The 21,429-nt window shown below is 48.6% G+C and carries 20 protein-coding genes and 1 tRNA gene; 11 read left to right on the forward strand and 10 right to left on the reverse strand.

Annotated features, from left to right (window positions below; genetic code table 11):
• Window positions 1-5: 5 nt before the first annotated feature.
• Both ACQ4MZ_RS06820 and ACQ4MZ_RS06825 read right to left on the reverse strand, forming a co-directional pair.
• A complete protein-coding gene (locus ACQ4MZ_RS06820) occupies window positions 6-434 on the reverse strand; it encodes a GNAT family N-acetyltransferase (protein ID WP_430843843.1) in 429 nt (142 codons plus the stop codon).
• Window positions 431-1,684: a bifunctional 3,4-dihydroxy-2-butanone-4-phosphate synthase/GTP cyclohydrolase II gene (locus ACQ4MZ_RS06825; protein ID WP_430843844.1), complete on the reverse strand. Its 1,254-nt coding sequence runs from the start codon at window positions 1,682-1,684 to the stop codon at window positions 431-433. The genes ACQ4MZ_RS06820 and ACQ4MZ_RS06825 overlap by 4 nt, the downstream gene beginning before the upstream one ends.
• Before the next feature lie 182 nt (window positions 1,685-1,866).
• Between ACQ4MZ_RS06825 and ACQ4MZ_RS06830 the strand changes: the two genes are divergently transcribed.
• The 4 genes from ACQ4MZ_RS06830 to ACQ4MZ_RS06845 all read left to right on the forward strand — a co-directional run bounded on the left by ACQ4MZ_RS06830 (window position 1,867) and on the right by ACQ4MZ_RS06845 (window position 7,364).
• On the forward strand, window positions 1,867-3,813 hold the full coding sequence (locus ACQ4MZ_RS06830) for a gliding motility-associated C-terminal domain-containing protein (protein ID WP_430843845.1): 1,947 nt from the start codon (window positions 1,867-1,869) through the stop codon (window positions 3,811-3,813).
• Between the two features lie 185 nt (window positions 3,814-3,998).
• Window positions 3,999-5,921: a gliding motility-associated C-terminal domain-containing protein gene (locus tag ACQ4MZ_RS06835; RefSeq protein ID WP_430843846.1), complete on the forward strand. Its 1,923-nt coding sequence runs from the start codon at window positions 3,999-4,001 to the stop codon at window positions 5,919-5,921.
• 55 nt (window positions 5,922-5,976) lie between these two features.
• Complete coding sequence (locus ACQ4MZ_RS06840) at window positions 5,977-6,324, forward strand: YbaB/EbfC family nucleoid-associated protein (RefSeq protein ID WP_211302183.1); 348 nt, start codon at window positions 5,977-5,979, stop codon at window positions 6,322-6,324.
• Window positions 6,325-6,335: 11 nt separating this feature from the next.
• Entirely contained in the window at window positions 6,336-7,364 is a 1,029-nt protein-coding gene (locus ACQ4MZ_RS06845) for a glycosyltransferase family 2 protein (protein WP_430843847.1), read from the forward strand.
• Here ACQ4MZ_RS06845 and ACQ4MZ_RS06850 read toward each other — a convergent pair.
• Entirely contained in the window at window positions 7,345-7,566 is a 222-nt protein-coding gene (locus ACQ4MZ_RS06850) for a PspC domain-containing protein (protein ID WP_015813454.1), read from the reverse strand. The two genes, ACQ4MZ_RS06845 and ACQ4MZ_RS06850, sit on opposite strands and share 20 nt — an antisense overlap.
• Before the next feature lie 352 nt (window positions 7,567-7,918).
• On the opposite strand from ACQ4MZ_RS06850, the gene ACQ4MZ_RS06855 reads away from it, so the two are divergent.
• The gene (locus ACQ4MZ_RS06855) at window positions 7,919-8,113 is read left to right on the forward strand and encodes a cold-shock protein (protein ID WP_015813455.1); all 195 of its coding nucleotides are present in this window, start codon (window positions 7,919-7,921) and stop codon (window positions 8,111-8,113) included.
• Between the two features lie 63 nt (window positions 8,114-8,176).
• On the opposite strand, the gene lysS is transcribed toward ACQ4MZ_RS06855, so the two are convergent.
• Window positions 8,177-9,892 (reverse strand): lysine--tRNA ligase, encoded by a 1,716-nt coding sequence (lysS, locus tag ACQ4MZ_RS06860; RefSeq protein WP_430843848.1) that lies wholly within the window; start codon window positions 9,890-9,892, stop codon window positions 8,177-8,179.
• A gap of 210 nt (window positions 9,893-10,102) precedes the next feature.
• On the opposite strand from lysS, the gene ACQ4MZ_RS06865 reads away from it, so the two are divergent.
• Window positions 10,103-12,604: an AsmA-like C-terminal region-containing protein gene (locus ACQ4MZ_RS06865; protein WP_430843849.1), complete on the forward strand. Its 2,502-nt coding sequence runs from the start codon at window positions 10,103-10,105 to the stop codon at window positions 12,602-12,604.
• Window positions 12,605-12,607: 3 nt separating this feature from the next.
• On the opposite strand, the gene ACQ4MZ_RS06870 is transcribed toward ACQ4MZ_RS06865, so the two are convergent.
• On the reverse strand, window positions 12,608-13,318 hold the full coding sequence (locus ACQ4MZ_RS06870) for a response regulator (protein ID WP_106594009.1): 711 nt from the start codon (window positions 13,316-13,318) through the stop codon (window positions 12,608-12,610).
• An 87-nt stretch (window positions 13,319-13,405) separates the two neighbouring features.
• Window positions 13,406-14,215 carry a hypothetical protein gene (locus tag ACQ4MZ_RS06875; protein WP_430843850.1) on the reverse strand — a complete coding sequence of 270 codons (810 nt, stop codon included), beginning with the start codon at window positions 14,213-14,215 and terminating at the stop codon, window positions 13,406-13,408.
• Between ACQ4MZ_RS06875 and ACQ4MZ_RS06880 the strand changes: the two genes are divergently transcribed.
• On the forward strand, window positions 14,214-15,428 hold the full coding sequence (locus ACQ4MZ_RS06880) for an AI-2E family transporter (protein ID WP_430843851.1): 1,215 nt from the start codon (window positions 14,214-14,216) through the stop codon (window positions 15,426-15,428). The two genes, ACQ4MZ_RS06875 and ACQ4MZ_RS06880, sit on opposite strands and share 2 nt — an antisense overlap.
• A 9-nt stretch (window positions 15,429-15,437) precedes the next feature.
• On the opposite strand, the gene ACQ4MZ_RS06885 is transcribed toward ACQ4MZ_RS06880, so the two are convergent.
• The 4 genes from ACQ4MZ_RS06885 to ACQ4MZ_RS06900 all read right to left on the reverse strand — a co-directional run bounded on the left by ACQ4MZ_RS06885 (window position 15,438) and on the right by ACQ4MZ_RS06900 (window position 18,727).
• Window positions 15,438-15,920, reverse strand: a complete 483-nt coding sequence (locus ACQ4MZ_RS06885; RefSeq protein WP_430843852.1) for a gliding motility lipoprotein GldH — start codon at window positions 15,918-15,920, stop codon at window positions 15,438-15,440.
• Window positions 15,921-15,966: 46 nt separating this feature from the next.
• On the reverse strand, window positions 15,967-16,467 hold the full coding sequence (locus tag ACQ4MZ_RS06890) for a hypothetical protein (protein ID WP_430843853.1): 501 nt from the start codon (window positions 16,465-16,467) through the stop codon (window positions 15,967-15,969).
• Window positions 16,468-16,556: 89 nt separating this feature from the next.
• Entirely contained in the window at window positions 16,557-17,354 is a 798-nt protein-coding gene (locus ACQ4MZ_RS06895) for a (Fe-S)-binding protein (RefSeq protein ID WP_430843854.1), read from the reverse strand.
• Between the two features lie 14 nt (window positions 17,355-17,368).
• Complete coding sequence (locus ACQ4MZ_RS06900) at window positions 17,369-18,727, reverse strand: 4Fe-4S dicluster domain-containing protein (protein WP_430843855.1); 1,359 nt, start codon at window positions 18,725-18,727, stop codon at window positions 17,369-17,371.
• 225 nt (window positions 18,728-18,952) lie between these two features.
• Between ACQ4MZ_RS06900 and ACQ4MZ_RS06905 the strand changes: the two genes are divergently transcribed.
• The 4 genes from ACQ4MZ_RS06905 to ACQ4MZ_RS06920 all read left to right on the forward strand — a co-directional run bounded on the left by ACQ4MZ_RS06905 (window position 18,953) and on the right by ACQ4MZ_RS06920 (window position 21,415).
• Window positions 18,953-19,025: transfer RNA gene (locus ACQ4MZ_RS06905), tRNA-Phe, on the forward strand.
• Window positions 19,026-19,312: 287 nt separating this feature from the next.
• Window positions 19,313-19,963, forward strand: coding sequence for a hypothetical protein (locus tag ACQ4MZ_RS06910; RefSeq protein ID WP_430843856.1), 651 nt, complete (start codon window positions 19,313-19,315; stop codon window positions 19,961-19,963).
• Window positions 19,942-20,727, forward strand: coding sequence for a sensor histidine kinase (locus ACQ4MZ_RS06915; RefSeq protein WP_430843857.1), 786 nt, complete (start codon window positions 19,942-19,944; stop codon window positions 20,725-20,727). The genes ACQ4MZ_RS06910 and ACQ4MZ_RS06915 overlap by 22 nt, the downstream gene beginning before the upstream one ends.
• Window positions 20,711-21,415, forward strand: a complete 705-nt coding sequence (locus ACQ4MZ_RS06920) for a response regulator (protein WP_430843858.1) — start codon at window positions 20,711-20,713, stop codon at window positions 21,413-21,415. The genes ACQ4MZ_RS06915 and ACQ4MZ_RS06920 overlap by 17 nt, the downstream gene beginning before the upstream one ends.
• Window positions 21,416-21,429 lie beyond the last annotated feature (14 nt).

The raw sequence follows: 21,429 nt of genomic DNA on the forward strand, positions 1-21,429 counted from the left end.
AAAAATCAGACCCTGGCAACAAAATGCAGGCTGGCAACCTGAAATCTTTTATTGAGATAAAGCCGATGCGCGTCCGTCCGGGCGGCATTGACGCCGGAATCGAGATGGATTTCGTTGAATCCTTCTTCCCGGGCATATGTTGCGATCCAATCGAGCAGCATTCCTGCATAGCCCTTCCCGCGTTGCGTCGGCAAAGTCGAAAGATCGTCGATGTAGATGTATTTTCCACGAAAAAGATTGTAACCGGTTTCAAAAACGGCCACTGCGGCGGCGTCAGGGCTGCCGTCTTCGATGAAAATGATTTGCCGGTTGTCGGCAAGGGTTTGCTTAACGGCGTCGATATAAACATCGTCGGTCAGCAATGGCCGCAGCGCCTGGATAGCGCCGCGGCATTTGAGGATATCAGCGTCGGTCTGGACGGTTTCGATCGTCATAGTCCTTTGTTATGTCCTACGATGGTCAGATTGTTCAGGTTATGGCCCATTTTATCACGCTTGGTGAGCAGATATTTCTCGTTGTACGGATTGGCAGGAATTTCAATGCCTATAGAATCCACGATTTCGAGACCATAGCCGATCAGCCCGGCGCGTTTCTTTGGATTATTTGTAATGAGCTTGATTTTGGTGAGTTCGAGGTCACGCAAAATCTGCGCACCCACGCCATAATCGCGGTCGTCCATCGGGAAGCCCAGTTCGAGGTTAGCTTCCACGGTATCGCGGCCCATTTCCTGTAATTTATAGGCTCTCAGTTTATTCAAAAGACCGATTCCACGGCCTTCCTGGTTCATATAAACGATTACACCTTTGCCGGCCTGGTCCACCATTTCCATGGCGGCGTGGAGCTGGGGGCCGCAGTCGCAACGGCAGGAGCCGAAAATGTCTCCCGTCACACACGACGAGTGTACGCGTACAAGCACGGGCTCGTCCTTTTCCCAGGTTCCTTTCACCAAAGCAAGGTGCAGGTCGCCCGTATTGATCTGGCGGTAGGCGATCAGGTCGAAATGGCCCCATTTGGTAGGCATATCCACGCCGATCTCGCGTTTGATCAGCGATTCTTCGCGGAGGCGGTATTCGATCAGGTCTTTAATGCTGACGAGTTTCAGATTGAAGCGATTAGCGATTTCGCGCAGCTGAGGCAGGCGCGCCATCGAACCATCTTCATTCAGGATTTCCACCAAAACGCCTGCCGGCGACAAGCCTGCCAGGCGCGGAAAGTCGATCGCAGCTTCGGTATGGCCGGTGCGGCGAAGCACACCGCCTCTTTTGGCTTTCAATGGGAAAATATGGCCGGGGCGTCCGAGATCCGTAGGCTTGGTGTCCTTGCTGACGAGCGCCTGGATGGTTTTGGAGCGGTCGCTGGCTGAAATACCGGTAGTACAACCATGCCCGAGCAGGTCTACGGAAACAGTAAATGCCGTTTCGTGCAGGGCGGTGTTGTTGCCCACCATCATTTCCAGTTCAAGTTCGGCGCAGCGCTCTTCGGTAATCGGCACGCAAATGAGCCCGCGGCCCTCCCTTGCCATAAAATTGACTATTTCCGGCGTTACCAGCTCGGCAGCGCAGATAAAATCACCTTCATTTTCACGGTCCTCGTCATCGACTACGATGATAAGCTCCCCTCTTTTGATTGCTTCGATGGCATCTTCGATGGAGTCCAGCGCAATCGGGTTTGTATTGTTACTCATTAATCGGGTTAATGAAAAAATAGTTTTAAACTAAAACTCGTTTTTACTCTGCAAAGGTACGTTGATAATGTCGAAAGTTCTATTTTTGAACGTCCGTTACAGATTGAACAAAGGATTTGCATGATCCGTTTCACTGGGGCAATCCGACGTCAGCATACCTCGCGGAACCTACTTTACTCACTATGAAACACAGGCTACTGATCATATTTCTGTTAGGCATTTTTTCGCTTGTTCACCAAGAAGTTTCAGGTCAGAGCTTTTGCAGTACTACCGGGGCGTTTACGGTTACGCCCGAGGTCGGTTGCGCGCCCATGGAGGTCACGATTACCAGTCAGATGACCAATGCGGAAAGCGTGACCTATTCCTACAATTTTGACCGGAATAGTACAAGCCCGCCCAAGGAGGCCGACCGCTCCTACGATTTAACCCACACTTACAATGTGCCAGGCACCTATACGATCCTCCAATATGGCAGTATCAAAGACGTAGGCGGGTTCAGTTTGTGTAAAGATGTGACCGTGAAAGAAACCCGCGGTCCCAAAGCAGAACTAATTAGTTGCCCCAACGGAAAGGTGCGGGTTACACTCGGGAATGATGCCATCACGAAGGCCTATGATATGGTGATCATTAACTGGGGCGACGGCAAGACGCAGAATGTTAATCCTAAAACCAATACCACCCCATATTTCGAGCACACCTATGACCCTGGCAGTCTCCCGGCCATTACACTGAAAGGCTCTTACACCAGTACCTTGTGCAATGCGGAAGCCAACACTACTACTTTGACGGCCGGTGCACCGCAGTCGCTCGCCAGTATCCGTATCAGAAGCGTGGAAATGCCGGCAGACGGGAATGCGAAAATCATTTATGACGGAATGGAAGGCATCGAAACCAAGGTTTACATTGCCAAGGGAAACGGAGATTTCATTTTTACCAACAAAAGCGGCCAAACCGGCGGCTCTCAGTCGGTATCAGTGCCGCTGCTGGACCCTAAGGTGGTTTACCGGTTTCAGCTCTGGTCGACGGACATTTGCGGAAACGTCGTTCAAAGCCCCATAGTGAGCAGCATTGCGATCAAGCAAGGCGGACTATCGCTCGATGAAATCATTTCCCTCGAATGGGAGAACGAGCCTAATACCAAAGGACTGGTCGAATACCAGCTGAAACGGAACGGCGCGGTGATTTTCTCGGACCCCCTCAAACGTTCCTATGAAGACACGGATGTTAAATGCGGTAATACTTATCAATATGATGTTGTAGCAATTATCGAAAACGACGTTCGCTCCTATTCAGCGCCTATCAGTCTGGAACCTAAAACTTCGGCGCCGGGCGATATCACCAATGCCTTGGTGACGGTCAAGGACGAAAACACGATCAGCACCAAAGTGGAGCTTTCCGGCGAAGGGCTAACCAGCGAATACAACCTGATTGTAGAGCGCGCATTACTGGGCACCTCCAACTTCGAACTGGTTTCGCCTGCGAATAATCAAAGCTTGCAATGGGATGATACGAACGTGAGTACCTCGCAAAATTCCTATTGCTACCGTTTCCAGTACGAGAATGCTTGTAAAATGAAGTCTCCGTCATTTAGCACGCCGGTTTGCTCCATTCTGCTGACAACAAACACGCCGGATATTGTCTGGAATCCCGAAGCGCCGTTCATCAGTACCGTTGAAACCTATACCCTGCAACAAGTTGACAAAAGCGGGAACGTGGTCAATGAAACGCCCAAAGGCCTTTCTACCAACCATACCCTGGATCTCGCATCCCAATCCGATTTCGGTTATCGGATCGAAGCCAAATCGTCCGATGGTAATTTTGTGAGTTTATCCAATCTGCTGAATTTCCGAAGTGAGGCCATTCTGCTGGTTCCGGACGCATTTACACCGAACGGGGACGCCTACAACGAGCGTTTCGAAGTCAAGGCTTATTTTGTTAAAGATTTTAAAATGTCTGTTTTCAGCCGCTGGGGCGAAGTAGTTTACCATTCCAACGACATCGCCGAGGGCTGGGACGGGAATATCAAAACCGGCAAAGCTCCGGGTGGTTACTATCTGTACAAGATCGAAGCGACCAATGCTTCCGGCCAGACGGTCGTCAAAAATGGGAGCTTTCTCCTAATAAGATAGTATTTTTCCAAGACTGTGTTTCCTGGGATAATACTTTTTTAATATCCCCGTTTAATAGGTACGCATTATTGCCACCCCTAAATAGCTTATTTTTGCTATTGCGTTTTTGAATTCGTTATGATTCCGGAAACTTATTGTTCTATCTATCGTCTTTGAAAAAAGTCAGGGTTAAATATGCCACACTTATGAGAATAACACTACTATCCTTCTCTTTATTTTTTCTGTTACTTTCAACGCTTACTTCGTACGGACAGGGGTTGTGTGACCTTGGGGGAGGTAATTTTGAGCTTGACAAGTACGAAGGATGCGCACCTCTGACGGTTAAGATTACCAATAACCTTACTAATTACAACCTGGTAGGTTATTATGCGCTGTACGACGGCAAGGAAACCAATCCGAGTATCCGGGAGGTCTCTACATATACATATCAATTGCCCGGGACATTTATTATGTTACAGGTGGCTGGTATTCCATCCGGACGGGGATATGCTTGTAAAACCGTGAAAGTGAGTGAAACGCGTCCCATTGGTGCCATTTACTCCTCTTGCGGAGGCGGCAAGATTTTTCTGGAACTCACCAACGATGTTATTCTGGCGGCTTACGACCAGGTTGAAATAAAGTGGGGCGACGGAGAGACTGCCACATGGCAGAAAGGAAACGCACTGAAATTTGTACATGAATATAAAAGTGTCGCCACCAGTCCGACTGTGACGATTACCGGTTTGTACGCCGCAGGAAAGGCTTGTGACAAAGGCAGGGTTTACAGTTTCCCAGTTACCTTCGAGCGCCCTCAGTTTAATGAGATCCAGACAACTGCGGTTGAAATGCGGAATGACGGCACGATACGGCTTACTTACAGAGGTGTGACGGGTGTTCGCACCAATATTCAATACAGCACCAACGGTACCTCTTACGTTACCTCCGGTACGCGCTCCTCTGGCGGTACCCAGCCCTACGACATCAAAGGGCTTAATAAAGACCAGAGTTACAAGGTAAGGCTTTCATCAGAAGACCTTTGTGCCGGCAGTACCGAAACAGAACCTATCAGTACGATGACGATATCTGGCAACAGTACCGATGGTTCCAACAACCTGAAATGGAGCCAGTATCCCGATGCGGCACAATTTGATGGTTACGATCTCCTCCGCGATGGAACGGTTATCAAGAGCTTTACGGCAATCGGGGAAACCAGCTACACCGATAACGATGTAGAGTGCGGAACATTTGCGGAATATCAGGTGGTTGCTAAATTGAAGACAGCCACTTCTACTTCCGCGGCGATTGGGATTAAAGTCGAGACAGGCAGCGCGAAACCACTCAGCGGAGGATCCGTTTCGGTTTTGGACAAAAGCAGTGTGGCTATCAAGGCAGAGGTGCCCGGCGCGGGCCCCAACACTTCGTTCGAACTATCGATCGAGCGGGCGGAAGCAGGCAGCACATTGTTCAAGAAAATCATCACACTCTATAACCAGAGCGATTACATTGACAATGCGGCCAATACGGATGAGCGATCTTATTGCTACCGTATGAGTTATGAAAATTCCTGTGGCCAGAAGGTGCCCCCGTCTGAGCCGATTTGTACGATCCTTTTGAGTAAAAAACTTACAACCCTCAACTGGACCAGCGATAGTCCGATTTTGGGCGGTTTTGAGGACTATACAGTCGTTCAGACAGGCTCGGGAGGGGCCTCCGAGGACATTCCGATGCAAAAGAATACGAGTTATACCGTGAAGCTGAACAACCAGAGTGCCCTGGAATATAATTTTCTGGTCAAGGCCGTTTCGCTGGATGGGAATTTTGAGAGTTTATCGAATATTATCAACTACCGCCGCAATGCAGGCGTTTTTGTACCCGACGCATTTACCCCGAACGGCGACGGCCATAATGATATCCTGGAAGCAAAATCGGAGCAATTGCAGTCATTTAATATGTCGGTCATGAACCGATGGGGAGTGGTCGTTTTCCACTCCGATGATATTACCAAAGGCTGGGATGGAACTTTCGAAGGAACCAATGCGCCTGTGGGATATTACTACTACAAGATGACTTTCGTCGACGACATCAATCAAACTGTTGAAAAAAGCGGTACTTTTATGCTTTTACGGTAAGGAACTATTTCCGTAAAATAAGTTTTCTCAAGTTTTAAACTTAATAAGTACAGCTATGTTTGGAAATATGGCGGACATGATGGGCCTCATGGGCAAAATGAAGGACCTTCAGTCGCGTATGAAAGAAGCACAGGAACAACTGGTTTACATTACCGAAACTGCCGAATCGGGTGGGGGAATGGTGAAGGCTACCGTCGATGGGAAAAGAAAGCTGCTTAGCCTGGATATCGATAAGGACATTATTAACGCCGACGATAAGGAAATGCTCCAAGATCTCATTGTAGCAGCAGTTAACAAAGCCAATGAGAATATCGAATCCAAAATTCAACAACATCTGCAAAAGGTAACGGATGGAGTGCTCCCCAATATTCCAGGGTTGGATTTGGGCAGCTTTATGAAATAACCGAATACCGAATGACTCCCTCTGTTGCGATTGTAATCCTGAATTATAACGGTCAGCATTATCTCGAAAAATTCCTTCCAAAAGTCATTGAGCATTCCGGCAGCCACGCTATCTGGATTGCTGACAATGCTTCGACAGACCATTCCCTCGAATGGCTGAATACGCATTACCCGGAGCTGAACATACTCACAATCAGTGAAAACAAGGGCTATGCGGGGGGGTATAACGATGCACTGCGCCGCATTCAGGCCGACTATTACATTCTGCTCAACTCCGATATCGAGGTTACTGAAAACTGGATCGCCCCGGTGATCGCATTCATGGAGTCGGACCCGCTTATCGCTGCCTGCCAACCCAAAATACGCGCATACGATCTGCCTACGCACTTCGAGTACGCGGGCGCGGCGGGCGGTTATATGGATTACCTGGGTTATCCTTTCTGTCGCGGACGTATTTTCGATACGCGGGAAGAAGACCTGGGGCAATACGACGATGAAAAGGATGTGTTTTGGGCCACAGGTGCCTGTCTCTTTGTGCGTTCGTCTGCATTCCACGCTGCATCCGGCTTTGACGAGTCTTTTTTCGCCCACATGGAGGAAATAGATCTTTGTTGGCGGCTGCTTAACATGCGGTTCCGCATCACTTATTGTGGCAAATCCACCGTTTACCATGTCGGCGGCGGAACGTTGCACAAATCCAATCCAAGGAAGACGTTCCTGAACTACCGCAACAACCTGATCATGCTTTTCAAGAACCTGCCGAAAGGCCGCAGGTGGAAAACGGTGCTTATAAGGCTCGTGCTCGACGGCATTTCCAGCGTGCGGTTTATGGCCACGGGGGCCTGGCCCGACGTTTTGGCTATTGTGCGGGCGCATTTTGCCTTCTACGCGATGATCCCCGAGTTAACACGAAAAACACCGAGGACCCGGTATCGGGCACCGCTTTATTACAGAAGTGTTGTGTGGGAATATTTTGTGCTGGGAAAGCACAAATTCGGGAAGCTTACGGGTATCGAACCCATTAAAGCTCCCAGATCGTAGGGCTATTATGCCGGCGCCAATGCTGGTGCAGCTCCATCCAGAAGGCCAACACGAGGTACAGGATAATGGGCGAGCCGAAGGTCATGAAGGTGGCGTAGATGAAGTATTTCCGGATGCTGCTCGCCGGGAAATTGAGCTTTTCTCCTAGTTCTGCACAAACTCCAAATATTTGGTTCTCAACGAAATACCTAAACTTGTTCATACCTTGTTTTCGATAATTGCCTCATAATTAGCGATTTTCGCCGGAATATGCAATTCTGTCGTGTGAAATTTGCTTTAAATGAGCCAAAAAGGCAAAATACCGCTTGCTCGTTAAATTTTCAAATTCTTTAATCAAATAAATTGTTTTACAAACAATTTTTGTTTCTTTGTGATTGAAGAATTTGTAAGTTGTTCATTATAATCAAGATGTCTTCGGGAGAATTTCCAAAATTTCTTTTGCTAATGCGTTGAGCCTCCCTCAATTATTTGGTATAGCCATTTCGACTTTTAACTGAAACGCCTACATATCTTCTGTATTTTCACCTTATTTCAATTTTTTTATTTCAACTATTATGCCAACAGGTACTGTAAAATTTTTCAATGAAGCTAAGGGATACGGCTTCATCGTGGAAGACGACACAAAAAAGGACATTTTTGTCCATGTGACAGGATTGGGAGGACTTACTATCCGTGAAAATGACCAAGTAGAATACGAAGTCGTTGAAGGAAAAAAAGGACTTAACGCTGTGCAGGTAAAAAAGATATAATTGTATTTTTTTTGCAAGAGAAATTAAAAATGCCGCTCACTAGCGGCATTTTTAATTTGAAAGCTATGCTACCCACGACTTCACCTCGTCCAGCAACGGCATTTTTTCATCTATTTTGAGCTTTTTTCGCATTCCACCCAAATCGTTGAAGATTTTGTTCGGATTTGCACTTTTCAGTTGCTCAATCGTCAGGATATTCATCTTCTGCAATGCCGGTACCCACACAGCCGGTACGCCCGCATTCACATAATCAGCTTCTTTCGCAATTTCCGCTTTCTTTTCGGGACGCATTTGCGGGAAGAAAATCACTTCCTGGATACTGGCATTGTTTGTCAGCAGCATGGTAAGACGGTCGATGCCGATACCGATACCGGCGGTTGGAGGCATGCCGTATTCCAGCGAACGGATAAAGTCGTCGTCCATCTCCATCGCCTCGTCGTCACCTTTTTCTTTCAAACGGAGCTGGTCTTCAAAACGCTCCTTCTGCTCGATCGGGTCATTCAACTCGGAGTACGCATTGGCTATTTCACGGCCATTCACAAACAACTCGAAACGTTCCACCATGCCTTTTTTGGTGCGATGTTTCTTAGTCAGCGGTGACATTTCAACCGGGTGGTCGATGATGAAAGTAGGCTGAATAATGTTCGATTCCACTTTCTCTCCGAAAATCTCGTCGATCAGCTTGCCTTTGCCCATGCTTTCGGTAACTTCCATTCCCCACGCCCGGCATTGTTCGCGGATCGCCACTTCGTCGAGCGCTTCCACGTCGAGACCGGTATATTGCTTAATAGCGTCGGTAATGCTCAATCTTGGATAAGGGCCGGCAAAATCCAGTTCCACATCCCCGAATTTCGCCTTGGTAGTGCCATTCACTGCCAGTGCTACTTTTTCGAGTACTTCCTCGGTCATATTCATCATCCAAAGGTAATCCTTGTAAGCCACATAAAGCTCCACAGTCGTGAACTCGGGGTTATGTGTGCGGTCCATTCCCTCGTTACGGAACAGTTTCCCGAATTCATAAACTCCTTCGAAGCCACCCACGATGAGGCGTTTCAGGTGAAGCTCCGTCGCAATACGCAGGTACAGGCCTAGGTCAAGCGCGTTGTGGTGCGTTGTGAACGGACGCGCAGCCGCGCCCCCGTGAATGGATTGCAATACCGGGGTTTCTACTTCCAGCCAGTTATTCGCATCGAAATACGAACGCATAGTGGTGATGATCCGTGCACGTTTAATGAATATATCGCGGACTTCCGGGTTTACGATCAAATCCACGTAACGCTGGCGGTAACGCAGTTCGGGGTCGGTAAAACCGTCGTGCACATTGCCGTCCTCGTCTCGCTTCACGACCGGCAGCGGACGGAGCGATTTGTTGAGAATCTTGAACTCCTGCACGTGCACGGAGATTTCACCGGTTTGTGTCGTGAAAACAAAACCCTTCACGGCAATGATATCGCCGATGTCGAGCAGTTTCTTGAAAACGGTGTTGTACAATGTCTTGTCTTCGCCCGGACAAAGATCGTCGCGGCGGAAATACAACTGGATACGCCCGGTGGCATCCTGGAATTCGGCAAATGCAGCGCTTCCCATAATACGGAAGCCCATCAACCGGCCGGCCATTGTGACGTTTTTATAGTCGATCTTGTTGTTTTCGTAGTTTTTAAGGATGTCGGCCGCGTAAGCGTTTACGACAAATTCTTCCGCAGGATAAGGCTCAATGCCCATTCGCATGAGTTCCTCGCGTTTTTGACGGCGCAGTATTTCCTGTTCGCTCAATAGCATCTTACAGCAATGGATTGGTAAATGGAAGTAGGTATTCCAAAAGAGTGCGCAAAACTACTACATTTTGTCCTGAATAGCGAGTAAAGCGGCCGTTAAGATGCTGTATTGGCCGGTGGGACATTATTTCTGGCACGCTATTAATGTCTTGCTTATATTGTAGATCGGAGTGAACTGTTCCCCTTCATCAACAGCGCTAAACCTCTTCGTTAGATGTCTCAAAAGGTCTTAAAAGTCATTGGTATCGTTGCTCTGGTGAGCGCTCTGCTCTTTGGGGCGGTCGAGCTTTGGGTTTATAAGAACAGGGAAGCCCTTTTCCTGAGGGCTAAGAAGGTGATCAATGAAAATCTTAACGGGAACCTTGAAATAGCCGATTTTAAATTCAGGCCATTTTACGGCGGCCTGGGGCTGAATTTCACATTATACGACGTTAAGTTGACCGACACGCTTTATAACGTTCATCATAAACCGTTTCTCGAAGCCGGGAAAATGCACGTCGCACTCGATCTCCAGCGCATTTTGTCAGGAGATGTAGAGGTAAAGAACCTCGTGCTGGAAGACGGCGGACTCAGAATGTTTGTTCAGCGGGACGGGTATTCCAATGCATCTATTTTCAAACCTGAAGAGCAAAACAAAAATAAAACAGGAAAAAAGGACGCCAACGAGATTCTCGAAAAGCTGGGAAATATCCGCTTTCTCAACTTCGCAGTGTCATATTCGGATTCGGTAAAGGAGAAATATTACGGAGCGCTTTTTCATGACGCGACCAACATCATCGAGCGGACTGATTCGAGCATGAATGCCAGTCTTACCGGGGCAGTGCTTTTCAATGGATTGACATTCAGAGTTGAAAAGGGTGGTTTTCTGATGAACCAGGAAACGACGCTGGCTTTGGCTTTGGGTTATGATCAGGACGAAAAAAAGCTGAAAATTTACCCTTCAACACTCGAAAGCGCAACGCACGACAAAATTGGAATCAATGGCGTTTTCGATTTTTCAGACACAATCAAAATATTTCACCTCAATTTCGAAGCAAAGGGAATACCGGTGAAAAATGCATTGCCATTGCTGAACCAACGGCTGCAAGAGCAGATCGACTCGATCGGGATCCAGACGAATGTGGATACGGAGGTCAAGGTAGCCGGGATTTTAGGCAGGCCGGGGCTCAAACCGCAGGTGGATGTGCATTTTCAAACAGACACTTTCCGCTACAACCTTCCGGTGGGCGTTTTGCGTAAAATGAAAGCTTCCGGAACATTCACAAACCGTGCGGACACGACAAAACTGGCTGACGTCTTCAATTCGAGGCTGATAGCGCCGAAGATAACAGGCTTTTTTGAAACCATACCATTTGCATTCAAGCTGGTGGTTAATAACTTTCGAAATCCGAGGGCGGATATCGACGGTCGTATCGAAGCCGATTCCACTAATCTCGGGGCATTGCTAGATCCCGGACGTTATCGTTTCAAAAACGGCTCGGCCCGGATCGACTTTCACTTCAGTGGCAATCTGAAGAAGTTTTATAATCCCGCTAAGGACAATTTTGACGGCAAAGTATCGGGCAGGGTTTCACTCAAAAACATCGGGATGGACTACCTCCCGCAAAAGGTGAGGGTAAGCCAAATCAATGGCGACCTGACATTCAATGAAAAGGTAATGGTGTTGCCTAACCTCAGGTTCTATGACGGGCAGAATATGCTGTATGTACGTGGAACGCTGCTCGACCTTATCCCCTATCTCTTCGGCTCCCCCAAGCCGTTACGGGCCAACGTCGACATCAATATTCCCGATTGGCAGCTCAACTGGCTGGAAACTCTGCTGGCGGCCAGGGGAAGCAGTAAGCCAAAGGCAAAAAAGTCGCTCAAACTCTCGGAGCTGCTTGATAACGCAATTGATAAAATGGAAATCGTGGCGAAACTCGACGCGAAAAAGGTGCGGTACAGGCATTTTACGGGTAGGGACGTGAAAGGCCAGCTTACGATCAGCAACAATGCGGTGAGGATCGAATATTTTGTGTTAAAAGCTTTCGGCGGAGGAAATGTGCGGCTTTCGGGTGAAATGGACAATGCCGGTTCGGGGAAATTGCCGCATATGGCTGTACGCGGGAAAATCGCGAATGCAGATGTCCATTCCGTTTTTTACTCTTTCGACAATTTTGGTCAGAAAACGCTTACCCATCAAAACCTGAAAGGCATTCTCAACACCGATTTCAGCTTTGAATCCGCATTGAATAACAATGTGAAGCTGGTACCATCCAGCATGAAGGGGCTGCTGAGGATCGATCTGACAAACGCTTACATTATCAACTTCGAGCCGTTTATGAAGATGAAGAAGTTGATTTTCAAGAGACGGAATTTCGAACGGGTCAAATTTGCCCCCATCCGGAATGATTTTCGATTGAACGGGCAGGAAATAGAAATAGCGCCGATGGAAATTGAATCCAATGTGCTGACGCTCTATATCGACGGCATTTACAGTTTTGGGAATAAAACCGATATCAATATTCAAATCCCGCTCAGCAACCTCAAAAAGCGTGATTCGACCTACGTTTTGGATCCCAATAACCCTGAAAAAAGAGAGGGGTCGAAGATATTCCTCAGGGCGGTCGATGAAAACGGGGAGGTAAATATCAAACTCGCCTTCCGCAGAAAAAAGAAGGATAAGTCAAAAGGCGAGGACTCTGAGGTCAAAAAGCTGGAAGATATCGAGCGGTGACGGTTACTCCCGCTCGTTGCTGAACATGTAGCCTACTCCCTTCAAAGTTTTGATATAATTGTCGCCGAGTTTCTCGCGCAGTTTGCGGATATGCACGTCGACGGTCCGTTCGAGTACATAAATATCCGCTCCCCAGATTTTCTGCAAAAGCTCATCGCGGCTGAAAACCTTGTTAGGCGTTTGTGCGAGGAAGAATAGCAATTCAAATTCCTTTTTAGGCAGAACAGTCGATTTCTCGCCTCCCTGTGTTACCGTATAATTCTTCCGGTTGATCGACAAATCGAGGATTTCGATCGTGTCGCCCGACTCCGCTTTTTGGGCTTCCCGGCGGAACAATGCATTAATACGGCTCATCAATGCACGTGGCTTGATAGGCTTCGTAATATAATCGTCGGCACCTACCTCGAACGCCGCTACCTCCGAATATTCCTCGGAGCGGGCAGTCAGAAACAGGATGTAGGTGTTCTTGATATCGGGATTTTGGCGCAGGATCCTGCCGGTTTCGATGCCGTCGAGCTGAGGCATCATGATATCGAGGAGGATAAGATCCGGTACGAATGCCTTGGCGATGTCGATGGCCTTCTTCCCATTGGAAGCAGTTAATACCGAATAGCCTTCCTTGGTTAAGTTATATTCGAGAAGTTCAACTATGTCGGAATCGTCGTCAACTACCAGTACTTTCGGAGCCGAGTTTGCAGATTTAGCAGTGCTCATTGTTTTGATGATTAAAACACGATTCGAAATTAGCAGATGTGATGTTCACATTACATGAGGAAATCTAATATTAACATAAACATAACATCAACGAAAAGTAGTCCGATAGACGCCGCCTTGCTCATTGGTGATCAGCATATCGGTATTGTTCAAAAATTCAATGGCCTCGGTTTGCTTCCTTGAAAAGCGGAAACAGCCTTTTGGTTTACTGAAATCGATGTTGTCGCCAGCTGTTTCGAACAGCAATATTTTCCCATAAGTCAGCAATGCGAATGTTTTACCGTCAGGGCTGATGGCTGCGGAAGTAACCTGTGCACTAATGCGGATGCTGTCGCCGGGCGCGATGCTATGCTCGCCGGCCTGCGCTGGGAGGCGGTACATTTTCACCCATTTGTCCTTGCCCCAGTTTTTCGAAAAAAGATACAAACTTCCCTGATGATAAAAAAAAGACTCACAATCGGGTGCCGCTGACTGGTAACGAAATGTAATGCGCTCGCTTCCATTACTTTCCGGGTTGAAGCGGTAAATGTCAAAAACATCACGCTGTGAGGCATTGTTTCCGAAATCGCCGATGTAGAGATTACCCTTGTCGTCGTGCGTCAGGTCTTCCCAATCGATGTTTTTGGCGTTAGGAACGGCTTTTGTATCGAGTAGTTTGCCGTCCAGGTCGAACAGGTACAGCTCCGGTTTCCCGCCGCTGTCGTTATGCGTCCAGAACGTGCCGGGCTGCTTGCCAGGGGCCAGTCCCGAACTTTCGGAAGCCACCGCGGGAAGCTTTCCTATTTTGCTATTTTTGTAATGCGCTTTAACTTTCTTAAAATCATTGGTTCTGTGATCGGGCTGACAGGTACAGAACACCGTTTTGACCGCTAACCACAGATATATCAGCTTGTTCATGAATTCAACGTTGCGTCCTCTTCCAAACAAAGATAGCGAAACCCCCGTGTACTTAAAGATCGCCAGCTCGCTCGTGGCGCTCATCGCGACGGTATACATTCTCTACGTACTTCGCGAAACAATTATCCCGCTGGCGTTCTCGATTTTGCTGGCGATCCTGCTGCACCCGGTTTGCGCATGGCTCGAAGTACGGCGAGTACCACGGATAGGGGCCATTCTACTGAGCATTCTTGCACTATTTACGGTGCTTGTGATCCTCGTTTACGTCGTTTCGATGCAAATAGGCAGTTTTGCGGAAGAGCTTCCCCGCATTACTGAAAAGGCGGAGGCAATCCTCGACGAGACGCTTACGATGGGTGAGCGCTACTTGAATATCAGCCGTACCCAGCAGGTCAGCGAGGCCAAAAAGTACCTGATCAACGCATTGAGCGAGGGTCGTGCGGTGTTGCTTAATACGCTTGTGACGACGACTGGCGCTATTTCTACATTTGTGCTAATCCCGTTGTACATATTCTTCTTCCTGCTCTACCGCGATTTTTTCAGGATGTTTGTTCATAAAGCCATTCGCAGTGTGCCGAACGAAGAGCTGAATGCACTGCTGAAGAAAATTTACGAGGTAATCCAAAGCTATCTCTCCGGTCTGTTCCTGGTGATCCTGATCGTGGGCGTGCTAAACAGTGTCGGATTGTTGATATTAGGCGTTCCGCATGCGATATTCTTCGGTTTCCTCGCCGGCTTTCTGATTCTTATACCTTACATAGGCATCCTGATTGGCTCGATATTACCGGCATTGCTGAGCATCGTCACCATGGATTCGCCCTGGTATGCGCTCGGCGTGATAGGCGTTATGAGCTTTGTACAATTTCTGGAAGGCAACTTTATCACGCCGCATATTGTGGGCTCGAAAGTGAGCGTCAACCCGCTGGCGGCCATCGTCGCATTGTTTTTGGGGGGACAGCTCTGGGGGCTTTCCGGTTTGATCCTCGCATTGCCGGTTACCGCAATCCTGAAAGTGATTATGGACACCATTCCAAGCCTCGAACCTTACGGCTTCCTGCTGGGTGAGCCGGTGCACGAAGTTGCGGAAGAAAAGGCCGATTTCGCCAGGGAACAGGCGGTCGCAAAGGAATTCAAAAAAAAGCCCTACCGCCGGCACCGCAACAGACCGAAGAAAAAACCGGAAGGCGGCGTCCCTACCGGGCCCGTTGTCTGAGTTATCAGGCTATTTTTCCACAGCCACTTTTTCCACACTGATTCCGACGCTGATGATAAACGGCAGCGGGTTCTGGCGCATAGACTGGGATATTGTAAATGTGTAAGTTCCTGAGCGCGGGAAACGATAATTTTTCAGGAAAGGAATTTTATGGTCGAACAAATCGCCCAAGCCGTGGCCATACGGCTTACCGGTGATTTCATTGGAAATAAACACCTCTTCCAATGTATTAGAAATGACCTTCCCGTCGGGCCCGGCGAAGTTGCGTGTGATGTAGAGGTTATAGTACGGATATTGCAGTGCATTCCGCAACACGTAATACAGGTTATAGGCCTGCGTCGTGTCGGTGATCTCTACTTTGAATGAAGGTTTGTTTTTAATATACCAGAGTCCGTCATCAATATCCTCGTGGGCTTTATAGACGACATTTTTGTCACAGCCTGATAAAAGGAACACCAAAAAAACGACGACAGCCAGTCGGACGAACTTCATGAAAGACTCTGATATGTTGAATTGCAAAAGTATCTGTTTATCGATTTTATAAGCTGGTTTGCTCCGTAAAATAACGGCTCAACCATGAATTCGACGCCGGGATTTTCCAGCGGCTCATCCATTGGGCCTTGGTAGCCACCTGGTTATCGAAAATCGTGGTGGTCGGCAGGATCGTTTCATTGATCACTGCCTGCTTGATTTTCGGTACCGGGATGGTTTTTACGTGGTCGTTCTCGTCGACGTATGCAAGTGAGCGGTCAAAGAAATCGATATTCATCCGCTGCCCGATTTCCTGCAACCAATGCACCGACTTGTCGATCGAGCAACCACTTGGCAGTTCATCGCGTTCGTCCACCGCGATCACAATGAAGCGGTGTTCGAATATTTTTCCGGAGGCGGTGAGTGGTTTGCCGTGTGCTTCCCAGGTATCTAGCGAAGCTTTCAGCGTTTCGGTGATAATTCCTGTTTCTTCCGGGGTGAGTTCCCTGTTGGCCTGATACACCCAGACCCGGGATTGAAAATCGATATCACTAAAAGGGATGTACATGGTTAAAAAGGGTTAAATGCCGGTTAAACGGTGTACTGTATGGGTATTTAAAACAACCGTGCTAGCTGCATAGTTCTCGCAATATCTGGCTACAAACCTTTGGCTTGGGCTATCAGCTCGGCAAGGTCGTATACCTTCACCGACTGTTCTTTTTCTTTATTTTTCACACCGTCGGTCATCATTACCATACAAAACGGACATGCCACGGCAATCGTATCGGCACCCGTCTGTAAGGCTTCCTCGATCCGCTCGATATTCACGTCTTTTCTGCCGGGTTCGGGCTCTTTAAACATCTGCCCGCCACCCGCGCCGCAACATAAGCCTTTCGTGCGGCAACGCTTCATTTCGACCAGATCCGCATCCAGCGCTTCCAGCACATGCCGGGGCGCTTCGTAAACATCGTTCGCACGGCCAAGGTAACACGAATCGTGGAAAGTGATCTTCTTTCCCTTAAAAACCTCGTCCCCCTGCAAGCGTACGCGACCGGTGTCGATCAGTTGCTGCAGGTATTCCGAATGGTGCAGCACTTCGTAGTTCCCCCCCAATGCCGGGTATTCATTTTTAAGTGTATTAAAACAATGCGGGCATGCTGTGACGATCTTTTTCACATTATACATATCCAAAACCTGGATATTCGACATGGCCAGCATCTGAAATGTAAATTCATTTCCTGCCCGCCGGGCCGGATCGCCTGTACAGCTCTCCTCCGTCCCGAGTACCGCGAATTTCACGCCTGCACTGTTGAGTATTTTCACAAAAGCGACTGTCACCTTTTTATAGCGGTCGTCGAACGACCCGGCACAGCCTACCCAGAACAAAACTTCGGGAGTCTCATTGCTTGCCGCCATTTCGGCCATTGTAGGCACCCGGTATGCGATCTCACTCATATTTATTGCTGCTTTTAGGATGCTGTTGAATTGCCATTCGGGCCACTATCTGCCACTGCCGAAGCCCAGTTGAACCGGTCGCCAGGTGAAAACTTCCATGGGGCCTGGTTGGTATCCAGGTTTTGGAACATCATATTCCACGAACCTGGTGCGTGCGCTTCGTCCATGACCTTATGCCTGCGCAATTGCAGGATAATATCGAGCGGGTTGATCAGCACCGGGCATTCCTGCACGCACGCATTACACGTCGTACACGCTAGGATTTCCTCTTCGAGAATATAGTCACCAAGCAGGCTTTTGTTATCTGGCACAAATTCGCCCTTATTCGTGAGCATATTACGGCCGACCTCTTCCAGTCGGTCGCGTGTGTCCATCATGATCTTGCGCGGCGAAAGCTTTTTACCCGTGATATTAGCGGGGCATGCTGCTGTGCAGCGCCCGCATTCTGTGCACGAATAGGCGTCCATCAAATTTTTCCAGGTCAGATCGGGCACATCCTTCGCGCCAAAACGCTCCGGAACCGCCGCATCTCCTGCTTGCGCTTCGAGCCCCAGCATGATTTTTACTTCCTGCGTGATCTCGGGCATGTTCTTCATTTCACCCTTGGGTTCCAGTCGGGAGAAATAAGTGTTGGGGAATGCCAACACAATATGTAAATGTTTGGAATACGTGAGATAAACCGCAAAAATGAAAATGCCCAGAATGTGAATCCACCATGCAATGCGCTCGTAGGCGATCAATGCGCCTTCGTTCCAGCCCGCAAACAGGGGTTTCAACCACTGGCTGATCAGGAAATCGCCCACGACCGGGTAATGTGCGCTACCAAGGTCCTGCAATGCGCTATCGGAGGCATTCATGGTAAGGATAGCGATCATGAGTACGATCTCAAAAACCAGGATCAGCTTGCCATCGAGCTGTGGCCATCCGGTCATCTCACGGTGGCGTACTGGTTGAAAACGCTCCACTTTCAGAACGCTTCGGCGGACCAGGAAAATAGAGCAAGAAATGAGTACGCTTAACGCCAGCAGTTCGAAGAAGCCGATCAGAACGCCGTAAAACGAGCCCAGTGGACCGGCGAAGATCCGGTGCGTGCCCAGAATGCCGTCGAGCACGATTTCCAGTATTTCGATATTGATCAGTATGAAACCTGCATAAACGGCAAAATGGAGTAAGCCGATCAGCGGTCGGTCAAACATTTTTCTCTGTCCGAACGCGATGCGCATCATGATCGAAAGGCGCTTGCCGGGCTGGTCGGTGCGATTCTCATCTTTCCCAAGCCGGATCGTTCTGCCGATAATGCCGACTCGCTGGTAAATCAGCCAGGCCGTCGCGCCGAGGGCGGCTATAAAGAGGATTTGCTGTAAGATCGCCATTGCGAAAAAGGGCTGGTTTGGTATGCTTGCATACTAACAAGGTAGGATAAAAATGCATTCCGGCGCAAATGGATTGGGTGTAAATTAATATGCCGTAAAATTAAATGTAAGATAATCAGTGTGATACGTACTCTTAAAAAACTATTTCAGAAATATTTGCTTAAAATATTTGTAAAGCCAAAACAGACATCTATTTTTGCAGTCCCAAAAGGTGCCAACTGAAACGGTGATGTAGCTCAGTCGGTAGAGCAATAGACTGAAAATCTATGTGTCGGCGGTTCGATTCCGTCCATCACCACTTTAAAATGCCATAACGCCTTGACACCTAACTTGTCAAGGCGTTTTTGTTTTTCTAATCTCCTGAGGTGGAATTTGCCGTTAAATAAGCTGTCTCACTAATAATCGAAGTGGTCTTTTTTCTTTTTGGTTTAACCATTAATTTCCCATCGGCCTTGACAGCCTCCCTCTCAGAAAATTCACCAGGCGTTCGCTGCCGACAATACTTCCAGTAGCTGATACGCAAAGCTACCCTTTGCACGAGGGGCGCCTGGGTATCCTGTTCCGAACCTTCATCCAACTAATACCATGCACTATTCCAAAGAGCAACTGATCGTGCTTTTTACGTACCTGCCCGTACTCGTGGCAGCGGGAATGGCATTGGCGCGGTACCGCAAGGCCGACCGCCCCCTGAGGTTGCTTTGCTGGCTGATCTTCTTTGCATTGCTCATCGAGAGCATTTCACGTATTTTCTGGTTCTTTAAAGTGTCCAACCTGTTTCTGTGGCCTATTTACATTACGGTGGAATTTGCTTTGCTTACCTGGATGTTCAGCCTGGCGCTGGATCAGAAGTGGCTGGTGGCGTTGCGGGGCTGGATGTTGGCGGGCTTTACGGTCATTGTCCTGGTGCGTGAGCTGGGGCAGTCCGGACAGTCGGTGTGGATTGACAATGCCGGGCGCTCGATTGAAAGTGTGATAGTGATTTTTCTGGCGCTCGCTTATTTCTATAAAGTTTTTCAGGAATTAAAAGTACAAAATCTGCTGCTTGAGCCTTTCTTTTGGGTGTCGGCAGGGTTACTGCTTTTCTTTTCGGGCAACTTTTTGATTTTCATATTCATGAATTTCATTTTGCTGTATTCCAAAAATTTAAATGACCAGATTTGGATGATCCATGCGCTGATGAACTATATGCTGTACATTACTTATGCCATCGCATTATGGGTAGGCCGGGAGAAATAGAGTTTGCTCAGCTGCTTTTCGGCGGGATCGGTATTATGGTGATGATGGCCCTTGCGATCGTCATTTTTGTGCTGCTTTACCAGCGCAAGCTGCATTTTCAGCAAAGTCGTCTGCATCAAATGGAAATGGTCCACCAGAAAAGGATCCTCGAATCGATCGTGGCCTCGCAGGAGAACGAGCGCGGGCGCATCGCGCGCGACCTGCACGACGAGATTGGGGCGTCGTTGTCGGCGGTCCGTTTGTTTGTAAACCAGATCCAGTACGAAAAGTCGCCGGAGGAAATGAAGGGCCTCGCGGCGCGTTCGGGGCAGATTATCGGGGATGTGGTGAAGGATGTAAGGCAAATCGCGCATAATCTGTCGCCGGTGATTATCGAGAACTTCGGTTTTGCAGGAGCGGTAAAAATTCTGTTAAACCGCATGGAGGATGCAGGAATGGATATCCATTGCACGATCGATGACCCGGCCGAGGTGCTTTCGCCGTACCAGCAGCTGGTTCTGTACCGCATTATCCAGGAAGTGATCGGGAATGTGGTCAAGCATGCGGAAGCCAGTGAAATTACTTTCGACTTGCACCATAATGGCTCACAACTGAGCTTGCTGATGAGCGATAATGGCAAGGGGTTCGATATGCTTTCGGGCTCAAAGCCGGTCGGGATGGGAATGAGCACGATCCGTACCCGCACCGACCTGCTGGGCGCCACACTCGAACTGAACTCTGCCCCCGGTGCAGGCACCCGTTTTAAAATTGAAATACCCGTCTAACATTATCTCAACGATCGAATTGGAACCGGTTAAAATAGCAATAGCGGACGATCATAAGCTCTTCCGTCAGGGATTAGGCCAGATTCTGGCCCGGAATGAAGACTACCAGGTGGTTCTGGAAGCGGCCTCCGGCGAGGAGCTTTTAGAAGAAATAGGCAAAGCCGTGCCCGACGTGGTGCTGCTGGACCTCTTTATGAAAGGAATGGACGGGAAGGAGGTGGCCGGGCTGCTTTTAAAACAGCATCCCGGTGTAAAGATCATTATCCTCTCCATGAACTACTCCCCTGAGCACATATTACAGCTCATGCGTGTAGGCGTACACGGCTACCTGCCCAAGGACATCGACCAGGGTATTCTGAGCGATGCGATCGGGCAGGTGGTGACAAAAGGGTATTATATCAATGACGACATCGCGCAAGTAATGCGGCAAGGCTTGCAGGCGGGGGATATCAAACCGACGCGGAGTAAAGTGGCTATTCCTTCTCTGAACGTCGGCCTTACCGATCGTGAGATGGAGGTTCTGACGCTCATTTGCAAGGGTTATAATACGGCCAAAATCGCGGAGGAGCTTTTTATCAGCTACCGAACAGTGGAAGGTCACCGTAAAAACCTGCTGGAAAAAACGGGCGCAAGCAACTCAGTCAGTCTCGCGATATTCGCCGTGAAATATCAATTACTGGATTTCTAGCCTGGTTGTCAGTG

Source organism: Dyadobacter sp. BHUBP1 (assembly GCF_050587785.1).
In the GTDB taxonomy this organism is placed as follows: domain Bacteria; phylum Bacteroidota; class Bacteroidia; order Cytophagales; family Spirosomataceae; genus Dyadobacter.